Origin of the sequence: Mycobacterium lehmannii, assembly GCF_002245535.1 — a bacterium.
Lineage (GTDB): Bacteria > Actinomycetota > Actinomycetes > Mycobacteriales > Mycobacteriaceae > Mycobacterium > Mycobacterium lehmannii.
In genome coordinates, this window is record NZ_NKCN01000018.1 from 50,085 (window position 1) to 69,647 (window position 19,563).

Below are 19,563 nucleotides of genomic sequence, written 5' to 3' on the forward strand. Positions count from 1 at the left end.
CGGTTCCGCTCTCGCCGCACGGGCAAAGCCCACCGGTCGGCTAACTTGATCGCGTGCAGAAGTGGGCGCTGCTGGCCGGTGCGATCATCGTCGAGGTCGCCGCGACGCTGTCGCTGCGGGCGTCCCAGGATCATTCGGCGTGGCTTCTCGTCGTCGTCGGGGGCTACCTCGCGGCCTTCGCATTCCTGACGCTGGTGTTGCGCGCCGGAGTGCCGGTCGGGGTGGCGTACGGAATCTGGGGAGCGGTCGGCACGGCGGGTACCGCGGTTCTGGCCGCTGTCCTGTTCGGTGACCCGTTCACCTGGCCGATCGTCGCCGGCATCGGCCTGATCATCGCCGGTGTGCTGCTGATCGAGTTCGGTTCGCACGGGGCGGTCGAACAGCGGTGATGTACTGGACACTGGCCGGCGCGATCGTCTTCGAGGTGTTCGCGACGCTGTCGCTGCGGGCTTCGGAGGGGTTCCGCAAGAAGGCCTGGATCGCACCGATCGTCCTGGGTTACCTGGCGTCGTTCTATCTGCTGTGGCTGACGCTGGCGCTCGGGATGCCGGTCGGCATCGCCTACGGCGTGTGGACCGCGTGCGGCGTGGCGCTGGTCGCGGTCATCGCGCGCTTCGTGTTCACCGAACCACTGACGTGGATGATGGCTCTGGGTATCGCGCTCGTCGTCGGCGGTGTGCTCACGATCGAATTTGCCGGCGTCGCGCACTGAGCACACCCGACAACAACACGACCACGATGCCGGCGATCGGCACGACGAGCAGGCCGGTTCGCAGGCTCGTCGCGTCCGCGATCACCCCAATGAGCACCGGGGCGACGAGGAACCCGATGCGCATCAGCCAGGTGAGGATCGTCAGGCCGCTGCCCGGTCGCAGGCCCGGCAGCTGATCCGCGGCGTGCATGGCCGACGGCACCAGGGTGGCCGCGCCGAGGCCGGCCATCGCGAAACCGGCGATCGTGCCCGGAACGGACGGGAACGCGAGGGCGAGGCCCATACCGATCGCGGTGATCGAGCCACCCGTGCGTACCACGGTGCGTTCCCCGAACCGGTCGACTAGGCGGTCACCGACCAATCGCCCGATGAAAAGGAATGTGACGACGGCGATGTAGCCCGAGACCGCGATCGGCCCGGGCGCACCGAGCGCGTCGCGCAGATACAGCACGGCCCAGGAGTTGCCTGCGTCCTCGACCATCGCACCGGCCACCGCGATCAGCACCAGCGCGAGCAGTGCGGCGTACACCGCGCCGCCGGCAGGGCCCGGACGGTCGGCGCGCGCCTGCCGGTGGTCGTCGTGATCGGATCCGGGGAGTAGAAAGCGGTACGCGACGAGCACGACCACGCTGCACAACACCGCCGAGAAGCCGAGATGCGGCGCACGCGGAATACCCAACGCGAGCGCCGTCCCGCCCATCACACCGCCGATGATCGCGCCCGCCGCCCACACCGCATGCAGCGAGTTGATGATCGACCGACCGTAGATGCGTTGAACCCGCAAGCCGTGTGCGTTTTGGGCGACGTCGGTCACCGCATCGCAGGCGCCCGCCGCGAACAACCCCGCGGCCAGCAACACCGGAGACGTCGCCACGCCCGCGAGCGCCACGAAGACGCCGATTCCGACGGTGCCGACGACGGCCACCCGCGACGATCGGTAGCGCCGGATGAGCGCGGCCGCGGTCAGTCCCGCCGCCAGCGCCCCCGCCGAGAACGCCGCGACCGCGGCCCCGTACGCCGAATTGGACATACCCAGCTCGGTCTTGATCTCGGGGTAGCGCGGCAGCAGGTTCGCGAACACGGCGCCGTTGGTCAAGAACAGGGTTGCCACGGCGGTTCGGGCCCGTCGACTCTGCGGCTCCGCCGTCTCCTGTCGGTCGGGCGCCATACCGGCCGACACTACCCACCAGGTCCGAGCCCGGATTCAGCGCCGGTTGACTTCGCGCAGATCGGGTATGAGCGAGCCTGTGATGAGACGTGGTGACCGATTCCGGGCAAGATTGGCGACATGACAGGGCCCGCCGCGTCGCTAGTGGAGTTGGCGCGACGCTACGGTGTCGCAACCGATTACGAAGACTGGACGGGCACGCGCATCGCCGTGGCCTCCTCGACGCTGATCTCGGTGCTGGCCGCGTTGGGTGTCGATGCGGGCACGGAGGACGACCGCGCCGCCGCACTCATCGCCCACGACCGCGAGTACTGGTCACGCCACCTTCCGCCGACGGTCATCGGGCGCACCGGTGCCGCCTCGACGTTCTGGGTGCACGTCACGCACGGAAACCCGGTGTCGCTGCGGATCCGACTGGAGGACGGGTCGATGCGGACGAACCTGACCCAACTCGAAAACAACAGGTCCCCTTACGATTTGGACGGACGACTGGTCGGCGAGGCGACCTTCGAGACACCCGCCAACCTGCCGATCGGATACCACCGCCTGGAGCTGCATGCCGACGGGGCGGAGTTCAGCACCCCGGTCATCGTCTCCCCAGCGTCGCTAGTTCCCCCCTCCGGCAGGAACTGGGGCCTGGCCACCCAGCTCTACAGCGTGCGGTCCGAAAAGTCCTGGGGTATCGGCGATCTGACCGATCTGACCGACCTGGCAATATGGTCGGCCGCCCGACATGCCGCGGGATTCATCCTCGTCAATCCGCTGCACGCGGCCGCTCCGGTCGCGCCGATGGAGCCCTCGCCGTACCTGCCGACCTCGCGCCGGTTCGTCAACCCGATCTATCTGCGGGTCGAAGCGATTCCCGAATACGCCTATATCCGCCGCCGCAACCGGTTACGGAAACTGCGCGAGGCCGTGCAGTCGCGTGCCGACCGCGCCGAGAAGGTCGACCGTGATGCGGCGTGGAAGGCGAAGCGCTCGGCGCTGGAAGCGGTCTACGAGGTACCCCGCTCGGCGGGGCGGGACCTGGCCTACGCCGCCTACCGGGAGCGCGAGGGCCGCAGCCTCGACGACTTCGCCCGCTGGTGCGCGCTGGCCGAACGGTACGGCGCCGATTGGCACCAGTGGCCGAGGCAACTGCAGCATCCTGCGGGTGAGGCCGTCGCTGAGTTCGCCGCCGAGCACGCCGACTCCGTGGACTTCCATCGCTGGCTGCAGTGGCAGCTCGACGACCAGCTCACCGGGGCGCAGGCCACCGCGCTACAGACCGGGATGAGCCTGGGCATCATGCACGATCTCGCCGTGGGCGTGGACCCCAACGGCGCGGACTCGTGGGCCCTGCAGGATGTGCTCGCGCTCGGCGTCACAGCGGGCGCTCCTCCCGACGAGTTCAACCAGCTCGGCCAGGACTGGTCGCAACCGCCCTGGCGGCCCGACCAACTCGAGCAGCTCGCCTACGAGCCGTTCCGCGCACTCGTCAACTCGGTGCTGCGGCACGCGGGCGGCGTGCGGATCGACCACATCATCGGGTTGTTCCGGCTGTGGTGGATTCCGAACGGGGCGCGGCCCACCGACGGCACGTATGTGCGCTACGACCACGAGGCGATGATCGGCATCGTGGCGCTCGAGGCCCACCGGGCAGGAGCCGTCGTCGTCGGCGAGGACCTCGGCACCGTCGAACCGTGGGTCCGCGACTACCTCAATGAGCGCGGTCTGTTCGGCACCTCGATCCTGTGGTTCGAGGCCGACCGCGACGGCGCCCAAGGACCGGCGGGGGCCCCGCTGGCCGCCGAGCGGTGGCGCGAGTACTGCCTGTCGGCCGTCACCACGCACGACCTGCCTCCGACCGCCGGCTATCTGGCCGGCGAGCACGTCCGCCTGCGCGACGAACTCGGGCTGCTGACGCGGCCGGCCGCCGAGGAGTTGGCCGACGACCGCGAGCAGCAGAACAGCTGGCTGGACGAGCTGCGCCGCGTCGGGCTCCTGGACGGCGACACCGAGGCGGACGCCGCGCAGATCGTCGAGGCCCTGCACCGCTATCTCGGTCGCACGCCGTCGCGGTTGCTGTCGCTGTCGCTGGCCGACGCCGTCGGCGACCTGCGCACCCAGAATCAGCCGGGCACCACCGACGAGTATCCGAACTGGCGAGTGCCGCTGGCCGGGCCGGACGGTAAGAAACTGCTGCTCGAGGACGTCTTCGACGATGTCACCGCGGCGCGGCTCGGCGAGGTCATGCGGAAAGCGGTGCGCCCGGCGGTGTAACGCCGACGCCGTCTGCTCCGGTTTCACATTCGTCACGGCTGCGATATGTTCGCACCGCACCGACCTGAGGAGATCACGTGAACAAGCTTGTTGTGCTCAGCGGCGGGTTCGTGGCTGTCGGTTCGGCGGCGCTCGTTGGAGCCGGCATCGCGATGTCGCAACCGAGCAGTCTGAACGTGGTCGGCGAACCGTACAACCGGGCGCTGCAGATCCTGAAGTCCCAGGGCGTCAAGGCCTACTTCGGCGGTTCGGTCGGCAGCGTGCTCCCCCAGGCGGAGTGCCTGGTCGACCAGCAGAAGATCACCTCGGGCGGCCGGATGCTGCTGATGCTGGACTGCAGCCAGAAGGCGGCGGACTTCATCGCCGAACAAGGTCCCTCGGGCGGTCCGACGGTCGGTCGAAACGGCGTCACCACCGTCACTCCGACCCCGGTGGTGCCGATCCAGGGCGCTCCCGGCGCGGGCACCCCGCCGCCGGCCCCGGCCGGCTAACGGTCAGCCCTCCACCATCTTGCGCAGATTGGTCAGCGTCCGCCCCATCGTGCGGCCGACCTGGCGCGCGGCCACCCGGTCGGCGATCAGGCCCAAAACGTTGCCCGCGGACTCGTAGGACAACCGGAACGTCACCTTGGTGCGGCCGTCCCCGGTTTCGCGCAACCGGAACCGGCCGCGTTGTGAGACCCCGGTGAGGCCGATCCAGGACACCTCACGCGGCGCGTCGAACTCGACGACCTCCACGGTGCCGCCGATCGGCACCGAACCGACCTTCCAGTGCACGGTGTAGCGGGACCCGAGGCCGGCGGGCGGATCGGTCATCGTCTCCCAGCGCTCCAGGCTGGCCATGAAGTCCGGATAGCACTCCGGGTCGCTGACCACCTTCCACACCTGGTCGCGGTCGGCGTCGATGACGCATTGGCGTTGAACTCTCATCGTCGTCAGCCCAGAACCGGGAAGCGTCGTGTGGCGGCCAATTTGTCGACTCCTGCCTGCAGGCTGCTCAACACCTTGTCGTTGATGACGTCGTCGTCGCTGGCCGCGATGTCGTCGGCATCGATGGGATCCTGCACCTCGATCGCGATCTTCGTCGGCAGGGGCAGCCGCGGGATGAAGTCGCTGACGGTCAGCCCCCACGGCGGCGCCAGCAGGATGGGCACGCTCTTGAGGCGGGCCAGCCGGTCGGCCCTCAGCAGTCGCGCCAACCACTGGCCCCGGTCGAGGAACAACGCGGCTTCCTGACCGCCGACGCTGGCGACGGGCACAATCGGCACACCGGCGTCGCGGGCGAGTTTCACGTAACCCTTGCGACCGCCGAAATCGACTTCGTGTCGGTGCCACGACGGGCGGAACACCTCGTAGTCGCCGCCCGGGTACACCAGAAGCGCCCCGCCGGACTCCAGCGCCAGCTTGGCGTTCTCGTGGTTGGCGGCCACGGTGCCGAACTTGCGCAGCGAACCCAGGCCCGGCATCGAGACGACGAGATTGTGTGCGAGTTGATAGAACGGCCGCTCGACGCCGAAGTAGGAGCTGAACGCCAGCGTGAACACGAACGTGTCGGGCGGGAGATTGCCACCGCTGTGGTTGCCCACCAACAACACGGGACCGTCGGCGGGGATGCGGTCCAGGCCGCGGACGTCGGCGCGGAAGTACAACGAAGCCAGCAGCCACAACCCCGGCAGCTGCTCACGGATGTAATCCGGATCGCGCTGGTCCAGGTCGGCCTTCGGAACCCGGTCGGCCACCTGCTGCTTGGCCCATCCGAGAACGTCGTCGATCGCAGCCATGAACGTGTTATAGACGCGCCCCGCCTACCGCAAACCTGCCTTCTGACCTACCGCACGTAGACTGTGCGGCACGAAGGAGGAGCCGAGATGGCACTATCGCCGGCCCGCCCTGGGGGCCATTTGCCGGCTCAGCCGGTGGAAGCCCTACGTCCACGCCGTTTCGCACACGAGGTCGACCCCGGCCCGGTCCAGATCCAGGCCCGCAAGGTGCATTTCGACCTGTCCGGAGTGCCCCTCGAGTGGATCCCCGGCCATCCGGTGGCCTCCACCATGATCAACCTGTTCAACGTGGTGCTGCCCGCCGCCGAGCACTGGTTCGTCCGCACCTACAACGAGGCGCTGCCCTTGGTGAGGGACCCCAAGCTCGCCGACGACATCCGCGGCTTCATCGGCCAGGAGGCGACGCACGCCGCAGCCCACGATGACGTGATCTCCGACTTCCTCATCGGCAACGGGGTCGACCCGAAGCCGATGCTGGACCTCGTCGGATACATGTTCGAAAAGGTCTTGGCGCCAAAGCATTTCGACGACCCCGAACGGCGCCTCAGCAACCTGTGCGAGCGGCTGTGGCTGATCGCGGCGATCGAGCACTACACCGCGGTGCTCGGTGACTTCGCGCTGAACTCCACCTGGGACGACCACGGCGCGGACCCGACCCTGGTCGACCTGTTCCGCTGGCACGGCAGCGAAGAGGTCGAGCACCGTTGCGTCGCCCACGACGTGGCGGTCTACTTCCACGACAGCTATCCCGACCGGATCCGGGCGATGACGGTCGCTGCGACGGCGATATTCACCTTCTTCCAACGCGGCACCTGGTACCTGCTGAAGTCCGATCCCAGCAGCGACATCGGCTGGTTCCAGATGCAGCGCATGCGGATGCGCGACTCCGAACTTGGCCTGCTGCCGAAGTTCCGGACCCTGTTCGGGGCGAACACGCTGTCCTACTTCCGCCCCGGCTACTCGCCAGAGGACATGGGGTCGACCGCCCAGGCCGTGGCCTACCTGGCCACCTCACCCGCCGCGCGCGCCGCGCACCGTTGATGGGTCTGCGCGAGCGCTACCGGCAACTGCCTGCCCATCCGCTGCGGCCGGGACGGCGCTACGCGATGATCGGCATCGCCGACGTCGTGATCAACTCAATGGAAGCGTTGGCCGGCGCCGTCCGCAAGGTCACACCTCCCCGCGAGCTCGACCGCACCCTGATCCTGCGGGTCGCCGAGCGCGAGGTGGTGGCCCGCGACGAGAACGTCGTGGCGCTGACGCTGGTCGCCGCCGACGGCGGACCGCTGCCCCGGTGGCATCCCGGTTCGCACATCGACATCACGCTGCCCAGCGGGCTGGTGCGGCAGTACTCGCTGTGCGGCGATCCCGCCCGCGCCGACAGCTACCGCATCGCCGTGCGGCGCATCCCCGACGGCGGCGGCGGTTCGATCGAAGTGCACGAGGGGCTGCACGCCGGCGCGACCGTGACCTCACACGGGCCCCGTAACGCGTTCCCGTTGACCGTTCCCGGCTACGGCTCCCCTACCCGGCGCCTGCGGTTCGTCGCAGGCGGCATCGGCATCACCCCGATCCTGCCGATGCTGCGGTTGGCGCAAGCGCTCGGTGTGGAGTGGTCGATGGTGTACACCGGCCGCAGCCACGACAGCCTCCCGTTCATCGAGGAAGTCGCACGGTTCGGCTCTCGCGTGCAGATTCGCACTGACGACGTCGACGGACTGCCTGCCGCCGACGACCTGCTCGGCGACTGCCCCGACGGCACCGCGGTCTACGCGTGCGGTCCGGCGGCGATGCTGACCGTCATCCGCGAGCGGCTGGTCGGGCGCGACAACGTGGAACTGCATTTCGAACGGTTCGCCGCCCCGCCCGTCGAGGACGGCACGAACTTCTCGGTGACGGTGGCCGCACACGGCCAGACCATCGACGTCGGCGCCGAGGAGACGCTGCTCGCAGCGCTGCGCAGATCCGGCGTTCAGGCGCCGTATTCGTGTCAGCAGGGCTTCTGCGGTACGTGTCGCACCCGCGTGCTGGCCGGCGCCGTCGACCACCGCGACACGCTGCTCACCGACACCGAACGCGACGGCGGGCTGATGCTGATCTGCATCTCCCGCGCCGCCGAAGGTTCCCATCTGACACTCGAGCTGTAGTCGTCTCGTACTATTCGCCCATGCCGTTGGCCGAGGGGGAGACTTTCGCCGGATACACCATCGTGCGACTACTCGGCTCCGGCGGAATGGGCGAGGTCTATCTGGCCGACCATCCGCGCCTGCCCCGACGCGACGCGCTCAAGGTGCTTCCCGCGTCGGTGTCGGCCGACGACGAGTACCGCAGACGGTTCCAGCGTGAGGCCGACATCGCGGCCACGCTGTGGCACCCGCACATCGTCGGGATCCACGATCGCGGCGAGGCCGACGGCCAGATCTGGATCTCGATGGACTATGTCGACGGCACCGACGCGGCGCAACTTTTGAAGGAGCACCATCCCAACGGCATGCCTCCGAGGGAGGTCGCCGCGATCGTCGCCGCCATCGCCGACGCCCTGGACTACGCCCACCAGGGCGGCCTGCTGCACCGCGATGTCAAACCCGCCAACATCCTGCTCACCAGGCCCGAGGCAGACGATCGGCGAATCCTGTTGGCCGACTTCGGCATCGCCCGCTGGGCCGACGATGTCAGCGGTCTGACCGCGACCAACATGACGGTGGGCACGGTGTCCTACGCCGCACCCGAGCAGTTGATGGGCGAGACGCTCGACGGCCGCGCCGATCAATATGCGTTGGCCGCCACCGCATTTCATCTGCTGACCGGGTCGCCGCCGTTCCGTAACTCGAACCCGGCCGTGGTCATCAGCCAGCACCTGTCGGCGGCGCCGCCCGCGATCGGCTCCCACCGACCGGACCTCGCGAACCTGGACCCCGTGCTGGCCAAGGCGCTGTCGAAGAACCCCAAAGAACGGTTCGAGCGTTGCGCGGACTTCGCCAGGGCGCTCAGCCACCACCTCGGTGTCGACTCGGCGGACCCCGACAGCACCCGCCTCGCCGTGGCCGCCGCTCAACCGAAGAAGTCGTGGCTGCGGCCTGGGATCATGGTGCCCGCGGTACTCGCGGTGCTGCTGGTCGCGGCGGTCGTGGTGGCAGCCTTCCTGTTCGGCGAGGAACGCGCGAACGCCCCGGGCAGGTCGGCGACGGCTGCGTCGTCGACACCGCCGGCCGCACCTCCTCCGCCACCGCCACCGCCACCGCCGGCGACGCCGACGACCAGCGACACTCCCACGACCACCGCAACCGAGGACGACGCCGCCACCACAACGGCGCCGTCCACGCCCGCCGACGACTCCGCCGCGGTGATCGGGGCCAACTGCTCCCCCGAGGGCGCGACCGCCCAGACCGCCGACGGTTCGACCGCCTACTGCTCGACACTGCAGAGCACTGGCGCCACGATCTGGTCACTGACCGAGGGCGACGTCCCGAGCCCGACGGTCACCACCGAGGTGACCGAGCCACCGCTGCCGGTCGCCGAGGAATCGCCCGTCCGAGTGTGCATGGAGCAGACCGGCCAGACCCGCCGCGAGTGTCGCAGGGACATCCGCGAAAGCAACGGTTTGCCGCCGCTGCCATGAAATACGCCGTCGTCGCGCCCGTTGCGGCGGGCGTCACCGCAGACCCCGCCTTCATGGCCGCGTTCGCCGCGCACATGGAGGCCTGCGGGTTCGAATCACTGGTCGTGGTTGAGCACACCGTGCTGATGTCGGAGTACACCAGCGTCTATCCCTACGACGAGTCCGGCCGGGTCGAACTACCCGCCGACTGCGACGTGCCCGATCCGCTCGACCTGCTCGCCTTCCTGGCCGGTCACACCCGGCGACTGGGCCTCGCCACCGGCGTGCTCGTGCTGCCCAACCATCACCCCGTCGTGTTGGCCAAGCGGGTGGCGACCGTCGACGTTCTCTCGGGCGGACGACTGCGGTTGTGCGTGGGAACGGGTTGGCTCAAAGAGGAGATCGAGGCGTGCGGGGCCGACTTCGGCAGCCGGGGCCGGCGCGCCGACGAGCAACTCGCCGTGCTGCGGCTGCTCTGGCAGGACCGCCCCGAAGGAGCCGACTTCCACGGCGAGTTCTTCGATTTCGACAACGCCATGAGTTATCCGAAGCCCGTGTCGCACATACCGATTCACATCGGAGGGCACAGCAGGGCGGCGGCAAGGCGAGCGGGTAGGCTCGGCGACGGGTTTCAACCGCTCGGTGTCGGCGGCGCAGAACTGGCCGAACTCGTCTCGTTGATGCGCGAGGAGGCCGAACGGTGCGGGCGTGACCCCGATGCGCTGGAACTTTCGCTCGGGCATCTCGTCACCAAGATCGACAGTGAGCGGGCGGCCAAACTGGAGGCGCGCGGTGCGGACCGCTTGATCCTGGCCATGCCGCCGACGGCCGATATCGACGAAGCGCGCGACGCATTGTCCGCATGCGCGCAGCGGCTGGGGCTTGGCGCATGAGGCTGCGCACCGCCGACCGACTGGCGCTGGCCGACCTGGTGCACGTCTACGCCTCCGCCGTCGACGACCGCCGCTTCGACGATGTCGCCGAGCTGTTCACCGAGAACGCCGAGCTGCGGCTGCCGGACCCGCCGCGGGCGCTGGAGCCGGTGCGCCGCCTCCAAGGCCGCGACGGGGTGCGGGCGGCGATGGCCTCATTGGCCGCGGTGCCCAGGACCGAACACGCGATCGTCGGTGAGGTGTACGCCGCGGCCGACGAACCCGACTACGCACTCGGCCGCATCACCTGCATCGCCCACCACTGGACGGTCAGCGACGGTCAGGCGTCGGATCTGGTGTGGCATCTGCGCTATGACGACGAGTATCTGCGCACACGGGCCGGATGGCGGATCCACGGCCGCGCGTTGACGATCAATGCGATCGAGACTCGACCGGTGCGTCGTCTGCGATTGCCGCCAGCAGATGGTCCAGCAGGACCCGCTGACCCTTCAACAGCTTGGACCGAGCCTGCGCCACGGAAAACCAACCCACCCGGTCGATTTCGGGAAACTCCCTGATCGTGCCCGACCCTTTCGGCCACTCTATGGTGAACGTGTTGGAGAAAGTGTCTTTTAGGTCGAGGTCGCCGCGCACCGCGAATGCGGTGACAATCTTGCCGCTCGGCTGTTTGACGGGTGCGAACTCGATGCGCTGGCCTTCCGGTGGGCGCTTGCCCAGTTCCTCTTCGAATTCCCGGCGCGCGACGGCCCACGGGTCCTCGCCCTCGTCGTATTCGCCCTTGGGGATCGACCAGGCCCCTTCGTCCTTGCGCGCCCAGAACGGTCCGCCCGGGTGGCCGATGAGCACCTCGACTGTGCCGTCTCGCACCCGGTAGAGCAGCAGTCCCGCACTCAGCTTCGGCACGCCCTCATTTTTCCCTCCGCGAGAGACCGTGTCTGCACCGCGACACACCGCGCCCAGGCGTACAAAAGCGGTCGGTGGCGGACGGCGAGTGGCACGAGCCTGTCAGCGCTAGTACTTGCGGTCGCCTTCGCTGCTGTCGAAGAAGTCCCAGTCGCCATCGTCGTTCTTGACCTCCATGCGCCAGCCGAGCTCGGGGTCGGCCTTCTGGTCGACGAACCAGGCGTGGGCGTCGTCGGCGCTCTCGATGTCCTTGGTGTCGACAACCTCGCCCTTGGGATTCAGCACGCGATAAGTAGCCATGCCGACACAGTTCCCCGGTTCAACGGGTTTGAATCAGCCGGCTTTGGGCGTCGGAATACCCTCGCTGGCCGAGAACTCCGCGTCCTCCTGCGTGGACAGCCCGAACGAGACGACGGGCCGGTCGAAGAACGCATCGGTCAGATACGCCAGTGTGACCGCCCAGCGGTTGACGAACCGCGGAATGGCGTACACGTGGTAGGCCCGGGTCACGACCTTGGCGGGAAAGCCGGACAACTGGATGTTGAGCGGATTGGCCACGGCGTAGCGCGGGCCCAGGTCGACGACCAGCCCCATGTTGCGGTGCTTGTAACGCTTCGGCTTGCCCACACCGAGGCTGGCTGCGACGTTGCGCGCCAACACCTTTCCCTGCCGCGTGGCGTGCTGGGCGGTCGGCGGCGTGATCTTGCCCGGCTGGGTGACGTCGGGCACCGCGGCGGCATCGCCCGCGGCGAATACCCCGGAATGGCTGGGAACCTGGAGCTCCGTGGTCACTTTCAGCCGACCGCGCTCGGTCGGCAGCCCGAGCTTTTCGATCAGCGGCGCACCCGTCACACCGGTGACCCACGCCACGGTATGGGTGCGGATCAGCGAATCATCGCTGAGCACAACGTGTTCGGCGTGCACTTCCTTGAGCGTGACGCCCAGCCGGACATCGATGCCACGCTCTTTGAGCACACGCTGCGCCGCAGCGCCCAACTTCTCCCCGACTTCCGGCATCACCTGCTCGGCGAGGTCGAGCAGCAGGAACTTGACCTCGCTCGGGTCGAAGCCCATCTGGTTTGCCGCCGAATCGGCCAGCGCCCGCAGTTGCACCGCGAGTTCCGTCCCCGAGTACGACGCGCCGACGACGACGATCGTGCGCCGCGCCTGACGGCGGCCCGGATCGTCGTCGACGTCGGCCAGTTCGAGCTGCTGGATCACGTGATCGCGCAGATACAGCGCCTCGGCGGTCGACTTGAGACCACGCGCGTGCTCGGCGAGGCCGGGCACGTCGAACAGCTTGGTGACCGAACCGGGGGTCAGCACCAGCCGATCCCATGACAGCGCGCGCGACCGTTCCTCGGGATCGGTGAACGTGACGGTGCGTCCTTTGAAGTCGACCTCGTCGACCCGGCCGCGGATCGCCTGCACGCCGCGTAAGGCGTTGGCCAGCGGGATCGCGACGAAGCGGGCATCGACCAACCCGCCCGCGACGTCCGGCAACAGTGGCGTGTACAGCATGTAGTCGACCGGTGAGATGAGTGAGATCTCGACGTCGGGGCGCTCTTTACGCAATTTCTTGGCCAGTGTGCGCGCACATTCGAAACCGGTGAAGCCGCTGCCGACGATTACCACGGAGGTCATGGGCCCGACTGTACGGAACCGGTCCCGTCGGGGAATGCTGGAGGCATGACGCGCCCGGAACCTCTGCGCCGATTCGATCCGTTCCGTCCCATCGACATGTTGACCGCGTTGTGGTCGTCGGCCGCGGTGACGCCGGTCACCACAGGCGCCGCCGCGGCGTACCGCACGCTGTTCATGACCGTGCGCCGGCTGGTGGTGGGCAGGCGGCTCAGCGTCAAACTCGACGATGCGGACCTGACGCTGACGGTCACCGAGTTCGACTCGCACCTCGACTCCCGCGGCCTCTCGGTCGGCCAGCTCAACGACGTCCGGCTGGCCGCGCGCGACATCCGGTGCAACGAGGCCCGGTTCGACCATGCCACCGCGGTGTTGCACAACGTCCACATACGACCGACGGCACCACCGGTCCTGGTCGCGGCGCCCGTCGAGCTGACGCTGGAGATTCCGGCGCCGGTTCTCGACGACGTGTTCCGTTGGGCCGCGCCGAGGCTCGCGGGCGCGATCGGCGCCGACGGTGTGGCCCGGCTGCGCCTTGCGCGACGGCCGGGGGCCGGCCACCTCGAGGTCGACGCCCATCTGGACGGCTCGACGCTGTGGCTCAAACCACGTTGCATCGCCTTTCGCCGGACCCGCTGTCCGCTGCCGGCGCGGACCCCGGCCTATCCCGTGCGGCTGCCCGAACTGCCGCACGGTGTCCGACTGACCGGAATCAGCTTCGCACCGGGCGTGGTACGGCTGTCGGCGTCGGTGGCGGAGTGGCGGATGGACCTGCCGCTGACCAGACTCGAGGACATTCTCGGACAGTTGAGCGTCGTCGGCCGTCCGCTGCAACTGAGCCGGTTGGGCCGCCTGCTCTGAGGTTATTGCGCACACCGAACAACGTTGCGCCGCTTAAAATCTGCCATTCTTTCGACCATTTCCTGCCAGGGAATTAAACCGGCTCCTTCTTCGTTGCCCCCTATGAGCCGATCGAACGCGTGCAACCCCGAAATCAATTGGCGGAAGACCGCTTCGGTGGCTCGCAGACATGAAAAGAGGCAGCATATGAAGAAGATTGGAATCGCAGCTGTAGCTAGCGGACTGGCAACCGCCCTGATCGGGCTGGCCGCACCGGTGGCCGCCGCACCTTCGGGGGCGCAGAACGCACAGGACACCATCAACCAGCTCAAGTCTGAGGGGTACCGGGTCGTCGTCACTCAGGTGGGCACCGCCCCGCTGAGCGAGGCCGAGGTGGTCGCGGTCCGCGAGGGCCCCACCTTCACCCGGATCGATGCGGGCAGCCCCGTGATCGGGAGCAGCCATAACTTCATCACGCATCAGGACCGTCTCGTCTACGTAGACGTGAAGTAGCCGGTTCGTGCAAGAGGGCACGAGAGGGGCACCCGCAAGGGTGCCCCTCTTCGCGTTTGGGCACAATCCTGGCTGTGGCCGAACTCGCCCGGTATCAGGACGGGCCCGCACGGGTCGTGATCCTGTCAGACGGCGCCGATGTGGTCTTCCAGACCCACTACACCGACGGCGAACGGCCGAATACCACCGAAACCCGCATGCCGGTCTCCGATTTCGTCGCCCGAGGCGAAGGTCCGTGGCCCTGGTACGACCTCGGTCCCAAACGCGAGGCTTCGTTGAGGGCGCTGACCGCGCTCGGCGTCGACCCACCGGATTGGACCCAGCCGCTACCACCGGATGTCCTTGACCTGTTTCGCCGGGCGCAGCGCGGCGACTCGGCGGTGATCGAGTTGCTCGCGATGGGTGCCGATCCCGATCCGGTGGATGCGTGTGGTGCATCACCGCTCTGGTATGCGGTGCGCTCCCCCGGGTTGGGCATCGCGGTGGCGTTGATCGATGCCGGCGCCGACGCGGGACGCCGCATCGAGTTGTCGGCTCACGGTGAGCGCTACACCACGATCCTGCACGAGATCGTGCGCAACGGTCGTACGGTGGCGCTGAACCACGCCCTGGCCAACGGCGTCTGCCCGGCGGTGCTCGACTCCGAGGGCGCGACACCGCTGCACGTGCTCAGCAGCGACGCCGACAACGTCAACCCGCACGTGGTGCGCGCCCTGGTGCATGCCGGCGCGCCGGTTCAGGCAGCACTGCCCGACGGCACTCACCCCATCGACAGGGCCGCGCGGCTCGCGCTGCCCGCGACCGTCGCGGCGCTCGTGGACCACGGCGCCGACCCCGGGCGCGGGCTCGACGCGCTGATGTCGTGGTGGGCTCTCGGGGCGGAGGTAAGCGCCGAGAAGGCCGGTGTCGTGGCCGACGTCGTCGATGTGCTGCGCACTGGCGGCGCCGAGGTGACCGCACGACACCGTGACCTCGCGGCCGGTGCCGGCGTCGAGCGGGTGACGGCGGCCCTGCGTCCGTAGCAGATTTGGCGGGGTCTAGATCCCGAGGAACGGCAGCGGAATCGGCGAGTTACCGCTGCCGATCGACGACACCATTGCGGGGCAGAACATCGAGATGGCGATGCCGGTGAACATGGTCGCCGGACCGAGCGACATGCCGCCCATTTCGGCGACCTTGGCCGCGACGTTGGCGGCGTTCTGGCCCGGATCGGCCAGCATGGGACACACCTGCTGGCCGACGGCGACGGCACTGCTCGGATCGCTCATGACGACGCCTGCCTCGGACACCGCGTTGAGGAACGCGTCGTCGACGGGGTCGGCCTGCGCGGGCGCGGCCACCACGGCCGCTGCGGCGAGAAGTCCGGAGGTCAGCGCGAGCGCCGACACGGGTTTGCTAAACACCCGGGAAGCCTACGCTGTGGAACCCTCAGACGCCCGTCCAGGCGGTGTCGATGGTTGAGCCCACGTCGATCACCTTGGCCTTCTGGGAGGCCGGGCTGTCGATCTCGCCGGCGACGTGGGCGGCGATGAACCGCCGGATCTCGGCGTCGATGCCACCGAGAATGCGGACCAGCTCGCCCCGCAGCGACTTGGACGTGACGTGGATGGAGATGTCGGAGGCCCGCGGTTTCTCGACGTCGAGGATCAACAGCAACGGTTCCGCGGCGCGTGCGGTCGCATTCAGCGCGATCTCGCCGAAAACCATGAACTTCGGCTTGTCGATGCGCAGATCGACCATCATGTCGATCTCCAGAGGGATGCGGATGGCGAACGTGATCATCGGGCCCACGTGGCGGGTGAGTCGCGGTTCCTGGATCCGCACCTTGGCGGTGACCTTCGCGATCTTGCCCGGACCCTGAGCGATCGGGCCCATCTCGAACTCGTCGCCGGCGATGTCGGCGATGGCGCTGCCGACGCGCTGCTCGGTCACGGCGACCTCGAAGAATCTACGGCCGAATTCCTCGTAGGTGATCTCGGTGGGCTCATCGTCGACAGGCATGGTGCTCATACAGTCTCACGCGCCCAGTTCGCGCTGCACGCGACGCGACCGCCGCGACCGAATCGAGACACCTCGTACACGCCTCTCGCGACGTTCCCGCGACCGTTCTGCGACCCGTGTGCCCGCCGTCAACGACCGTCGTTGCTGCGTGCCTCGGCCCCGCTCTCCTCCGCGTCGATAGCGTCGTCGGAGAACGTCTGGCCGACGTAGGTGCCGTCGTCGTCGCCGCTGTCCTTGCCGGCGCGCGAGGTTGCCACGTGGTCGTCCTCGGTGACGCCCTCTTCGCTGGTGTCGTCGTCTTCGCGCGGAGTCATGCGGCCGGATTACCCGCCGTGGAGGTCGTCAAACGGTCCCTCGACGGAGACCGGGGAGGCACCAACTTGAGCGCCAAAAGCCCCAGCACCGCCACGATGAGGGCCGGTGTCCCGTACAGCAGGACCCCCATCGCCAGCGTCGTCGTCGAACCGCTCATCGCGGCGGCCACCACGTAGACCGAGAACACCCAGCTCGCGATCAGGGCGACGCTCATCACGACCACTGCGACGGCCATGCTGCGGGCAGGCCCGTAGTACCGGTAACCGGTGACAGTGAGCACCGCGACGGTCGGGATGCCCAGGATCGCGGCGGCCGCCCATATCTGGTCGAGCGTCGCGAGCCGTCCGATTGTCGGAAGGATCAGGCACGACGCCAGCACCGCGGCCAGGACAACGCCCACAACGGCGATCTCGCGTGAATCAGTGTGTCGCATGGTTGCCGGGTTGCCCCGGCCCGAGGAGCCGAAACGTCGGGTGGTTCAGCCCACCGGTGCGGCGTAGTAGCGGATTCGCCTGATCGAGAACGGTTTCGCCGCCACGTCGGCAATGAGCACATCGCGCGACCCGGCCCCCTCGATGCCGCACACCAGGCTGTGACCCGAACCGATCAGTTTGCGCGAGCGGGCGCCGGTCAGCCGGGACAGCAGCTCGGTGCTGCCCATCGGCGTGTGCTCACCTGCGGTGATCTGTGCGCCGCCGCCCAACCAGCGCCGCAGTCCGACCTCGTCACCGGCATGGGCGGCCGCCAGGAACTCGTCGAACCGTCGCTTGCCCTGGGGGCCGATCCCACGGAAGCCGCCGAGAAAGCCGAGCGCCCCGACGATGCCCTGGTTCGTCAGTAGCCCCCGCGACAGTTGCAGCCCGGCGGGCACCGATCGGATCCCACCTCTGAGGAACTGACCGACCATCGCCGGAAGTTCCCAATAGGCTGACAGCTCAGCGATTTTCAGCTCGTCCGCGTCGACTTCGACGTGGTAGCGCAGGTAGGCGGGAATCCGCATCGTCAAACCGGCCGCCATCTGCACCTCCAGCTCCAGATCGCGGATCACGGTCGAGCCGACGACGATGTCGACGTCGCGATGGAACGTGATGTCGCGCGGACCGACGAAGGTGTCATAGAAGCGGGCGATGGCCGTCATCCCGCGGTGCGGTTGCGAACCCACCGGGTCTTCGATGATCCCGTCGAAGGTGAAGGCGGCCACCCACGCCTCGCGGTCGTGAACGGCGACCGCGGCCGGGGATCGCTCGACGGCGGCCAGGGCGTCGGCCCGGGAGATGGCCATAGAGGTTGCCTACCACTTCGGGATCGCTTCAGTCGACTACTTCCCCGCATGCGGGCACACTGGAAGCGATACCGCGCACAGGTGCGGGCGCCCCAGGAGGAGGCACCATGAGCAGCAACGGCCCGTTCGGGTTCGACCCCGAGGAATTCGACCGCGTCGTGCGCGAAGCCGGTGAGGGTCTGCGTGACGCGCTCGACGGCTTCGGCAGGTTCTTCAGCACGTCGGGAGAACGCGCGGGCTGGGCCAACCTGGTCGACGAGTTCACCCGCTCGTCACGGCCGCGACGCGAGCCGGAGACCACCGGGGAGACCGGTGACGGGGTGTGGGCGATCTACACCGTGGACGACGACGGCGGTGCGCACATCGAGCAGGTCTACCCCACCGAGTTGGATGCGCTGCGGGCCAACAAGAACAACACCGATCCCACCCGCAAGGTGCGCTTCCTGCCGTACGGCATCGCGGTCAGCGTCTTGGACGCATCCGATCCCGACTCCACTCCCGACGACGACGCCTAGCGCGAAACCGTGTGCGCCGCTTCACTGTTGGTATGTCGGCTGGACTTCGAGCACTCGCTGGATATCGGGTTTCATCTGCTGTAACTGCTGGCCTGCATAGCCCCAGCTGTGGATGCCCGCGGGGAAGTTGAAGACGCCGTTGTTCCCGCCGGCGGCGATGTATGCGTCGACGAACGCCCGGTTCGACTCGATCGCGAAGCCCTCGAGGAAGCCGAGTCCGGCGATCGGTGCGTCGGGGTTGGTCAGCGCGGGATCGGTGAGTGTGCCGTCGCCGCAGTAGATCCAGACGCGCGTTCCGTTGGCGGCGAGCCGACCGGCCTGCACCGTGGGATCGTTGCGGGCCCATGCCGGATCGCCGGGTGGGCCCCACATCGCGGCGGGATCGAAGCCGCCGTTCCACATCTGGGCGACCCTGACCTGACCTGGGCCGTTGGGCGCGGACAGGTTCAGAAAGCCCGACAGCGATCCGGCGTAACTGAACAGTTGCGGGTGGTAGGCCGCCAGGATCAGCGCCGCCGAACCGCCCATCGAGAACCCGACCACGGCGTTGCGGGTCGGCCGGATCCCTTTGTTGGAGGCCAGCCACGCCGGAAGTTCCTGGGTGAGGAAGGTCTCCCACTTGTAGGTGTAGGTCGTGCCGTTGCCGACCGCGGGCGCATACCAGTCGGAGTAGAAGCTCGACTTGCCGCCGACGGGCATCACCACCGAGATGCCGGAGCCGTCATACCAGTCGAAGGCCTGGGTGTTGATGTCCCAGCCGTTGAGGTCGTCGCCCGCCTCCATGCTGTCGAGCAGATACAACGCCGGTGAGTCGTCGCCGGCACCGAGGAACTCGACGCGGACGGTGCGGTTCATCGCCGCCGACGGCACTTCCAGGTGTTCGATCGGAAGGTTCGGATTCGAAAAGGCCTGTGCGGTTGGGCTCGCACCGCCGGCAGCGAGGGCCGGCAGCATCGCGGCGGCCACCGTCGCTGCAGCCCAGGTAGCCCGGCGCAATGACAGCCACTTCACGAGCGCCATCGATGACCTCCCTATCATCGCCGACCCTGAGCGGACGATACGCCCGCGAGAGCCATCACCCGCGGTTTTCGCAACACTCGCCCCTATTTCACGAAATGGCATTCCGGCAGGGAAAGTTCG

General features: G+C 68.2%; 24 protein-coding genes and 1 pseudogene. 13 read left to right on the forward strand and 12 right to left on the reverse strand.

Going from position 1 to position 19,563, the window contains the following annotated elements; genetic code table 11:
• The first annotated feature begins 53 nt into the window (after positions 1-53).
• Entirely contained in the window at positions 54-389 is a 336-nt protein-coding gene (locus CEX87_RS18915; RefSeq protein ID WP_064393685.1) for a DMT family transporter, read from the forward strand.
• Complete coding sequence (locus CEX87_RS18920; protein WP_064418520.1) at positions 389-712, forward strand: DMT family transporter; 324 nt, start codon at positions 389-391, stop codon at positions 710-712. Before CEX87_RS18915 ends, CEX87_RS18920 begins: the two co-directional genes overlap by 1 nt.
• On the opposite strand, the gene CEX87_RS18925 is transcribed toward CEX87_RS18920, so the two are convergent.
• Complete coding sequence (locus CEX87_RS18925; RefSeq protein ID WP_094288638.1) at positions 681-1,880, reverse strand: MFS transporter; 1,200 nt, start codon at positions 1,878-1,880, stop codon at positions 681-683. The two genes, CEX87_RS18920 and CEX87_RS18925, sit on opposite strands and share 32 nt — an antisense overlap.
• A 120-nt stretch (positions 1,881-2,000) precedes the next feature.
• Between CEX87_RS18925 and malQ the strand changes: the two genes are divergently transcribed.
• Together malQ and CEX87_RS18935 are read left to right on the forward strand one after the other, a co-directional pair.
• Positions 2,001-4,142: a 4-alpha-glucanotransferase gene (gene malQ, locus CEX87_RS18930; protein WP_094288640.1), complete on the forward strand. Its 2,142-nt coding sequence runs from the start codon at positions 2,001-2,003 to the stop codon at positions 4,140-4,142.
• Positions 4,143-4,219: 77 nt separating this feature from the next.
• Positions 4,220-4,633, forward strand: coding sequence for a hypothetical protein (locus tag CEX87_RS18935; protein WP_064393681.1), 414 nt, complete (start codon positions 4,220-4,222; stop codon positions 4,631-4,633).
• A 3-nt stretch (positions 4,634-4,636) separates the two neighbouring features.
• Here the strand turns inward: CEX87_RS18935 and CEX87_RS18940 are convergent, their stop codons facing one another.
• Both CEX87_RS18940 and CEX87_RS18945 read right to left on the reverse strand, forming a co-directional pair.
• Positions 4,637-5,071 carry an SRPBCC family protein gene (locus CEX87_RS18940; protein WP_064393680.1) on the reverse strand — a complete coding sequence of 145 codons (435 nt, stop codon included), beginning with the start codon at positions 5,069-5,071 and terminating at the stop codon, positions 4,637-4,639.
• Between the two features lie 5 nt (positions 5,072-5,076).
• Positions 5,077-5,922 (reverse strand): lysophospholipid acyltransferase family protein, encoded by an 846-nt coding sequence (locus tag CEX87_RS18945; protein WP_064393679.1) that lies wholly within the window; start codon positions 5,920-5,922, stop codon positions 5,077-5,079.
• A gap of 87 nt (positions 5,923-6,009) precedes the next feature.
• On the opposite strand from CEX87_RS18945, the gene CEX87_RS18950 reads away from it, so the two are divergent.
• The 5 genes and pseudogenes from CEX87_RS18950 to CEX87_RS27680 form a co-directional block, all read left to right on the forward strand.
• Positions 6,010-6,963 carry a metal-dependent hydrolase gene (locus CEX87_RS18950; RefSeq protein WP_064427457.1) on the forward strand — a complete coding sequence of 318 codons (954 nt, stop codon included), beginning with the start codon at positions 6,010-6,012 and terminating at the stop codon, positions 6,961-6,963.
• Positions 6,963-8,069, forward strand: a complete 1,107-nt coding sequence (locus CEX87_RS18955; RefSeq protein ID WP_094288642.1) for a PDR/VanB family oxidoreductase — start codon at positions 6,963-6,965, stop codon at positions 8,067-8,069. Before CEX87_RS18950 ends, CEX87_RS18955 begins: the two co-directional genes overlap by 1 nt.
• 20 nt (positions 8,070-8,089) lie before the next feature.
• Entirely contained in the window at positions 8,090-9,541 is a 1,452-nt protein-coding gene (locus CEX87_RS18960; RefSeq protein ID WP_064393677.1) for a serine/threonine-protein kinase, read from the forward strand.
• Complete coding sequence (locus CEX87_RS18965) at positions 9,538-10,413, forward strand: LLM class F420-dependent oxidoreductase (protein ID WP_064418526.1); 876 nt, start codon at positions 9,538-9,540, stop codon at positions 10,411-10,413. Before CEX87_RS18960 ends, CEX87_RS18965 begins: the two co-directional genes overlap by 4 nt.
• Positions 10,410-10,802: pseudogene (locus CEX87_RS27680) on the forward strand (nuclear transport factor 2 family protein); the annotation flags it as partial. The gene CEX87_RS18965 and the pseudogene CEX87_RS27680, both read left to right, overlap by 4 nt.
• 22 nt (positions 10,803-10,824) lie before the next feature.
• On the opposite strand, the gene CEX87_RS18975 reads toward CEX87_RS27680, so the two are convergent.
• The 3 genes from CEX87_RS18975 to CEX87_RS18985 form a co-directional block, all read right to left on the reverse strand.
• The gene (locus CEX87_RS18975) at positions 10,825-11,316 is read right to left on the reverse strand and encodes an NUDIX hydrolase (RefSeq protein WP_094288644.1); all 492 of its coding nucleotides are present in this window, start codon (positions 11,314-11,316) and stop codon (positions 10,825-10,827) included.
• Between the two features lie 108 nt (positions 11,317-11,424).
• Entirely contained in the window at positions 11,425-11,616 is a 192-nt protein-coding gene (locus tag CEX87_RS18980; protein ID WP_064348755.1) for a hypothetical protein, read from the reverse strand.
• A 33-nt stretch (positions 11,617-11,649) separates the two neighbouring features.
• Positions 11,650-12,960: an NAD(P)/FAD-dependent oxidoreductase gene (locus CEX87_RS18985; protein WP_064418529.1), complete on the reverse strand. Its 1,311-nt coding sequence runs from the start codon at positions 12,958-12,960 to the stop codon at positions 11,650-11,652.
• 45 nt (positions 12,961-13,005) lie between these two features.
• On the opposite strand from CEX87_RS18985, the gene CEX87_RS18990 reads away from it, so the two are divergent.
• The 3 genes from CEX87_RS18990 (at position 13,006) to CEX87_RS19000 (ending at position 15,332) form a co-directional block, all read left to right on the forward strand.
• On the forward strand, positions 13,006-13,818 hold the full coding sequence (locus CEX87_RS18990; RefSeq protein ID WP_094288646.1) for a hypothetical protein: 813 nt from the start codon (positions 13,006-13,008) through the stop codon (positions 13,816-13,818).
• Positions 13,819-14,004: 186 nt separating this feature from the next.
• On the forward strand, positions 14,005-14,310 hold the full coding sequence (locus tag CEX87_RS18995; RefSeq protein ID WP_064396432.1) for a hypothetical protein: 306 nt from the start codon (positions 14,005-14,007) through the stop codon (positions 14,308-14,310).
• A 74-nt stretch (positions 14,311-14,384) separates the two neighbouring features.
• The gene (locus tag CEX87_RS19000) at positions 14,385-15,332 is read left to right on the forward strand and encodes an ankyrin repeat domain-containing protein (protein WP_094288648.1); all 948 of its coding nucleotides are present in this window, start codon (positions 14,385-14,387) and stop codon (positions 15,330-15,332) included.
• 15 nt (positions 15,333-15,347) lie between these two features.
• Here CEX87_RS19000 and CEX87_RS19005 read toward each other — a convergent pair whose 3' ends face one another.
• From CEX87_RS19005 to CEX87_RS19025, 5 genes are all read right to left on the reverse strand, one after another.
• Positions 15,348-15,713, reverse strand: coding sequence for a DUF732 domain-containing protein (locus CEX87_RS19005; RefSeq protein ID WP_064396435.1), 366 nt, complete (start codon positions 15,711-15,713; stop codon positions 15,348-15,350).
• Positions 15,714-15,738: 25 nt separating this feature from the next.
• The gene (locus CEX87_RS19010; protein ID WP_174522722.1) at positions 15,739-16,320 is read right to left on the reverse strand and encodes a hypothetical protein; all 582 of its coding nucleotides are present in this window, start codon (positions 16,318-16,320) and stop codon (positions 15,739-15,741) included.
• A gap of 119 nt (positions 16,321-16,439) precedes the next feature.
• On the reverse strand, positions 16,440-16,625 hold the full coding sequence (locus CEX87_RS19015) for a hypothetical protein (protein WP_064396437.1): 186 nt from the start codon (positions 16,623-16,625) through the stop codon (positions 16,440-16,442).
• A complete protein-coding gene (locus CEX87_RS19020) occupies positions 16,622-17,059 on the reverse strand; it encodes a hypothetical protein (protein ID WP_094288649.1) in 438 nt (145 codons plus the stop codon). The genes CEX87_RS19015 and CEX87_RS19020 overlap by 4 nt, the downstream gene beginning before the upstream one ends.
• Positions 17,060-17,104: 45 nt before the next feature.
• Positions 17,105-17,908, reverse strand: a complete 804-nt coding sequence (locus tag CEX87_RS19025) for a nuclear transport factor 2 family protein (protein WP_094288651.1) — start codon at positions 17,906-17,908, stop codon at positions 17,105-17,107.
• Positions 17,909-18,015: 107 nt separating this feature from the next.
• Between CEX87_RS19025 and CEX87_RS19030 the strand changes: the two genes are divergently transcribed.
• Positions 18,016-18,423: a hypothetical protein gene (locus CEX87_RS19030; RefSeq protein ID WP_064396443.1), complete on the forward strand. Its 408-nt coding sequence runs from the start codon at positions 18,016-18,018 to the stop codon at positions 18,421-18,423.
• Positions 18,424-18,444: 21 nt separating this feature from the next.
• On the opposite strand, the gene CEX87_RS19035 is transcribed toward CEX87_RS19030, so the two are convergent.
• Positions 18,445-19,443 (reverse strand): esterase family protein, encoded by a 999-nt coding sequence (locus CEX87_RS19035; protein WP_094288653.1) that lies wholly within the window; start codon positions 19,441-19,443, stop codon positions 18,445-18,447.
• Positions 19,444-19,563 lie beyond the last annotated feature (120 nt).

Coding starts and splice junctions, on each gene's coding strand:
- CEX87_RS19025 (WP_094288651.1), bottom strand. CDS start 17,908: ATGGCCATCTCCCGGGCCGACGCCCTGGCCGCCGTCGAGCGATCCCCG.
- CEX87_RS18995 (WP_064396432.1), top strand. CDS start 14,005: ATGAAGAAGATTGGAATCGCAGCTGTAGCTAGCGGACTGGCAACCGCC.
- CEX87_RS18945 (WP_064393679.1), bottom strand. CDS start 5,922: ATGGCTGCGATCGACGACGTTCTCGGATGGGCCAAGCAGCAGGTGGCC.
- malQ (WP_094288640.1), top strand. CDS start 2,001: ATGACAGGGCCCGCCGCGTCGCTAGTGGAGTTGGCGCGACGCTACGGT.
- CEX87_RS19020 (WP_094288649.1), bottom strand. CDS start 17,059: ATGCGACACACTGATTCACGCGAGATCGCCGTTGTGGGCGTTGTCCTG.
- CEX87_RS19030 (WP_064396443.1), top strand. CDS start 18,016: ATGAGCAGCAACGGCCCGTTCGGGTTCGACCCCGAGGAATTCGACCGC.
- CEX87_RS19010 (WP_174522722.1), bottom strand. CDS start 16,320: ATGAGCACCATGCCTGTCGACGATGAGCCCACCGAGATCACCTACGAG.
- CEX87_RS18940 (WP_064393680.1), bottom strand. CDS start 5,071: ATGAGAGTTCAACGCCAATGCGTCATCGACGCCGACCGCGACCAGGTG.
- CEX87_RS18925 (WP_094288638.1), bottom strand. CDS start 1,880: ATGGCGCCCGACCGACAGGAGACGGCGGAGCCGCAGAGTCGACGGGCC.
- CEX87_RS18955 (WP_094288642.1), top strand. CDS start 6,963: ATGGGTCTGCGCGAGCGCTACCGGCAACTGCCTGCCCATCCGCTGCGG.
- CEX87_RS18965 (WP_064418526.1), top strand. CDS start 9,538: ATGAAATACGCCGTCGTCGCGCCCGTTGCGGCGGGCGTCACCGCAGAC.
- CEX87_RS19035 (WP_094288653.1), bottom strand. CDS start 19,443: ATGGCGCTCGTGAAGTGGCTGTCATTGCGCCGGGCTACCTGGGCTGCA.
- CEX87_RS18980 (WP_064348755.1), bottom strand. CDS start 11,616: ATGGCTACTTATCGCGTGCTGAATCCCAAGGGCGAGGTTGTCGACACC.
- CEX87_RS18920 (WP_064418520.1), top strand. CDS start 389: ATGTACTGGACACTGGCCGGCGCGATCGTCTTCGAGGTGTTCGCGACG.
- CEX87_RS18985 (WP_064418529.1), bottom strand. CDS start 12,960: ATGACCTCCGTGGTAATCGTCGGCAGCGGCTTCACCGGTTTCGAATGT.
- CEX87_RS18990 (WP_094288646.1), top strand. CDS start 13,006: ATGACGCGCCCGGAACCTCTGCGCCGATTCGATCCGTTCCGTCCCATC.
- CEX87_RS18960 (WP_064393677.1), top strand. CDS start 8,090: ATGCCGTTGGCCGAGGGGGAGACTTTCGCCGGATACACCATCGTGCGA.
- CEX87_RS18950 (WP_064427457.1), top strand. CDS start 6,010: ATGGCACTATCGCCGGCCCGCCCTGGGGGCCATTTGCCGGCTCAGCCG.
- CEX87_RS19015 (WP_064396437.1), bottom strand. CDS start 16,625: ATGACTCCGCGCGAAGACGACGACACCAGCGAAGAGGGCGTCACCGAG.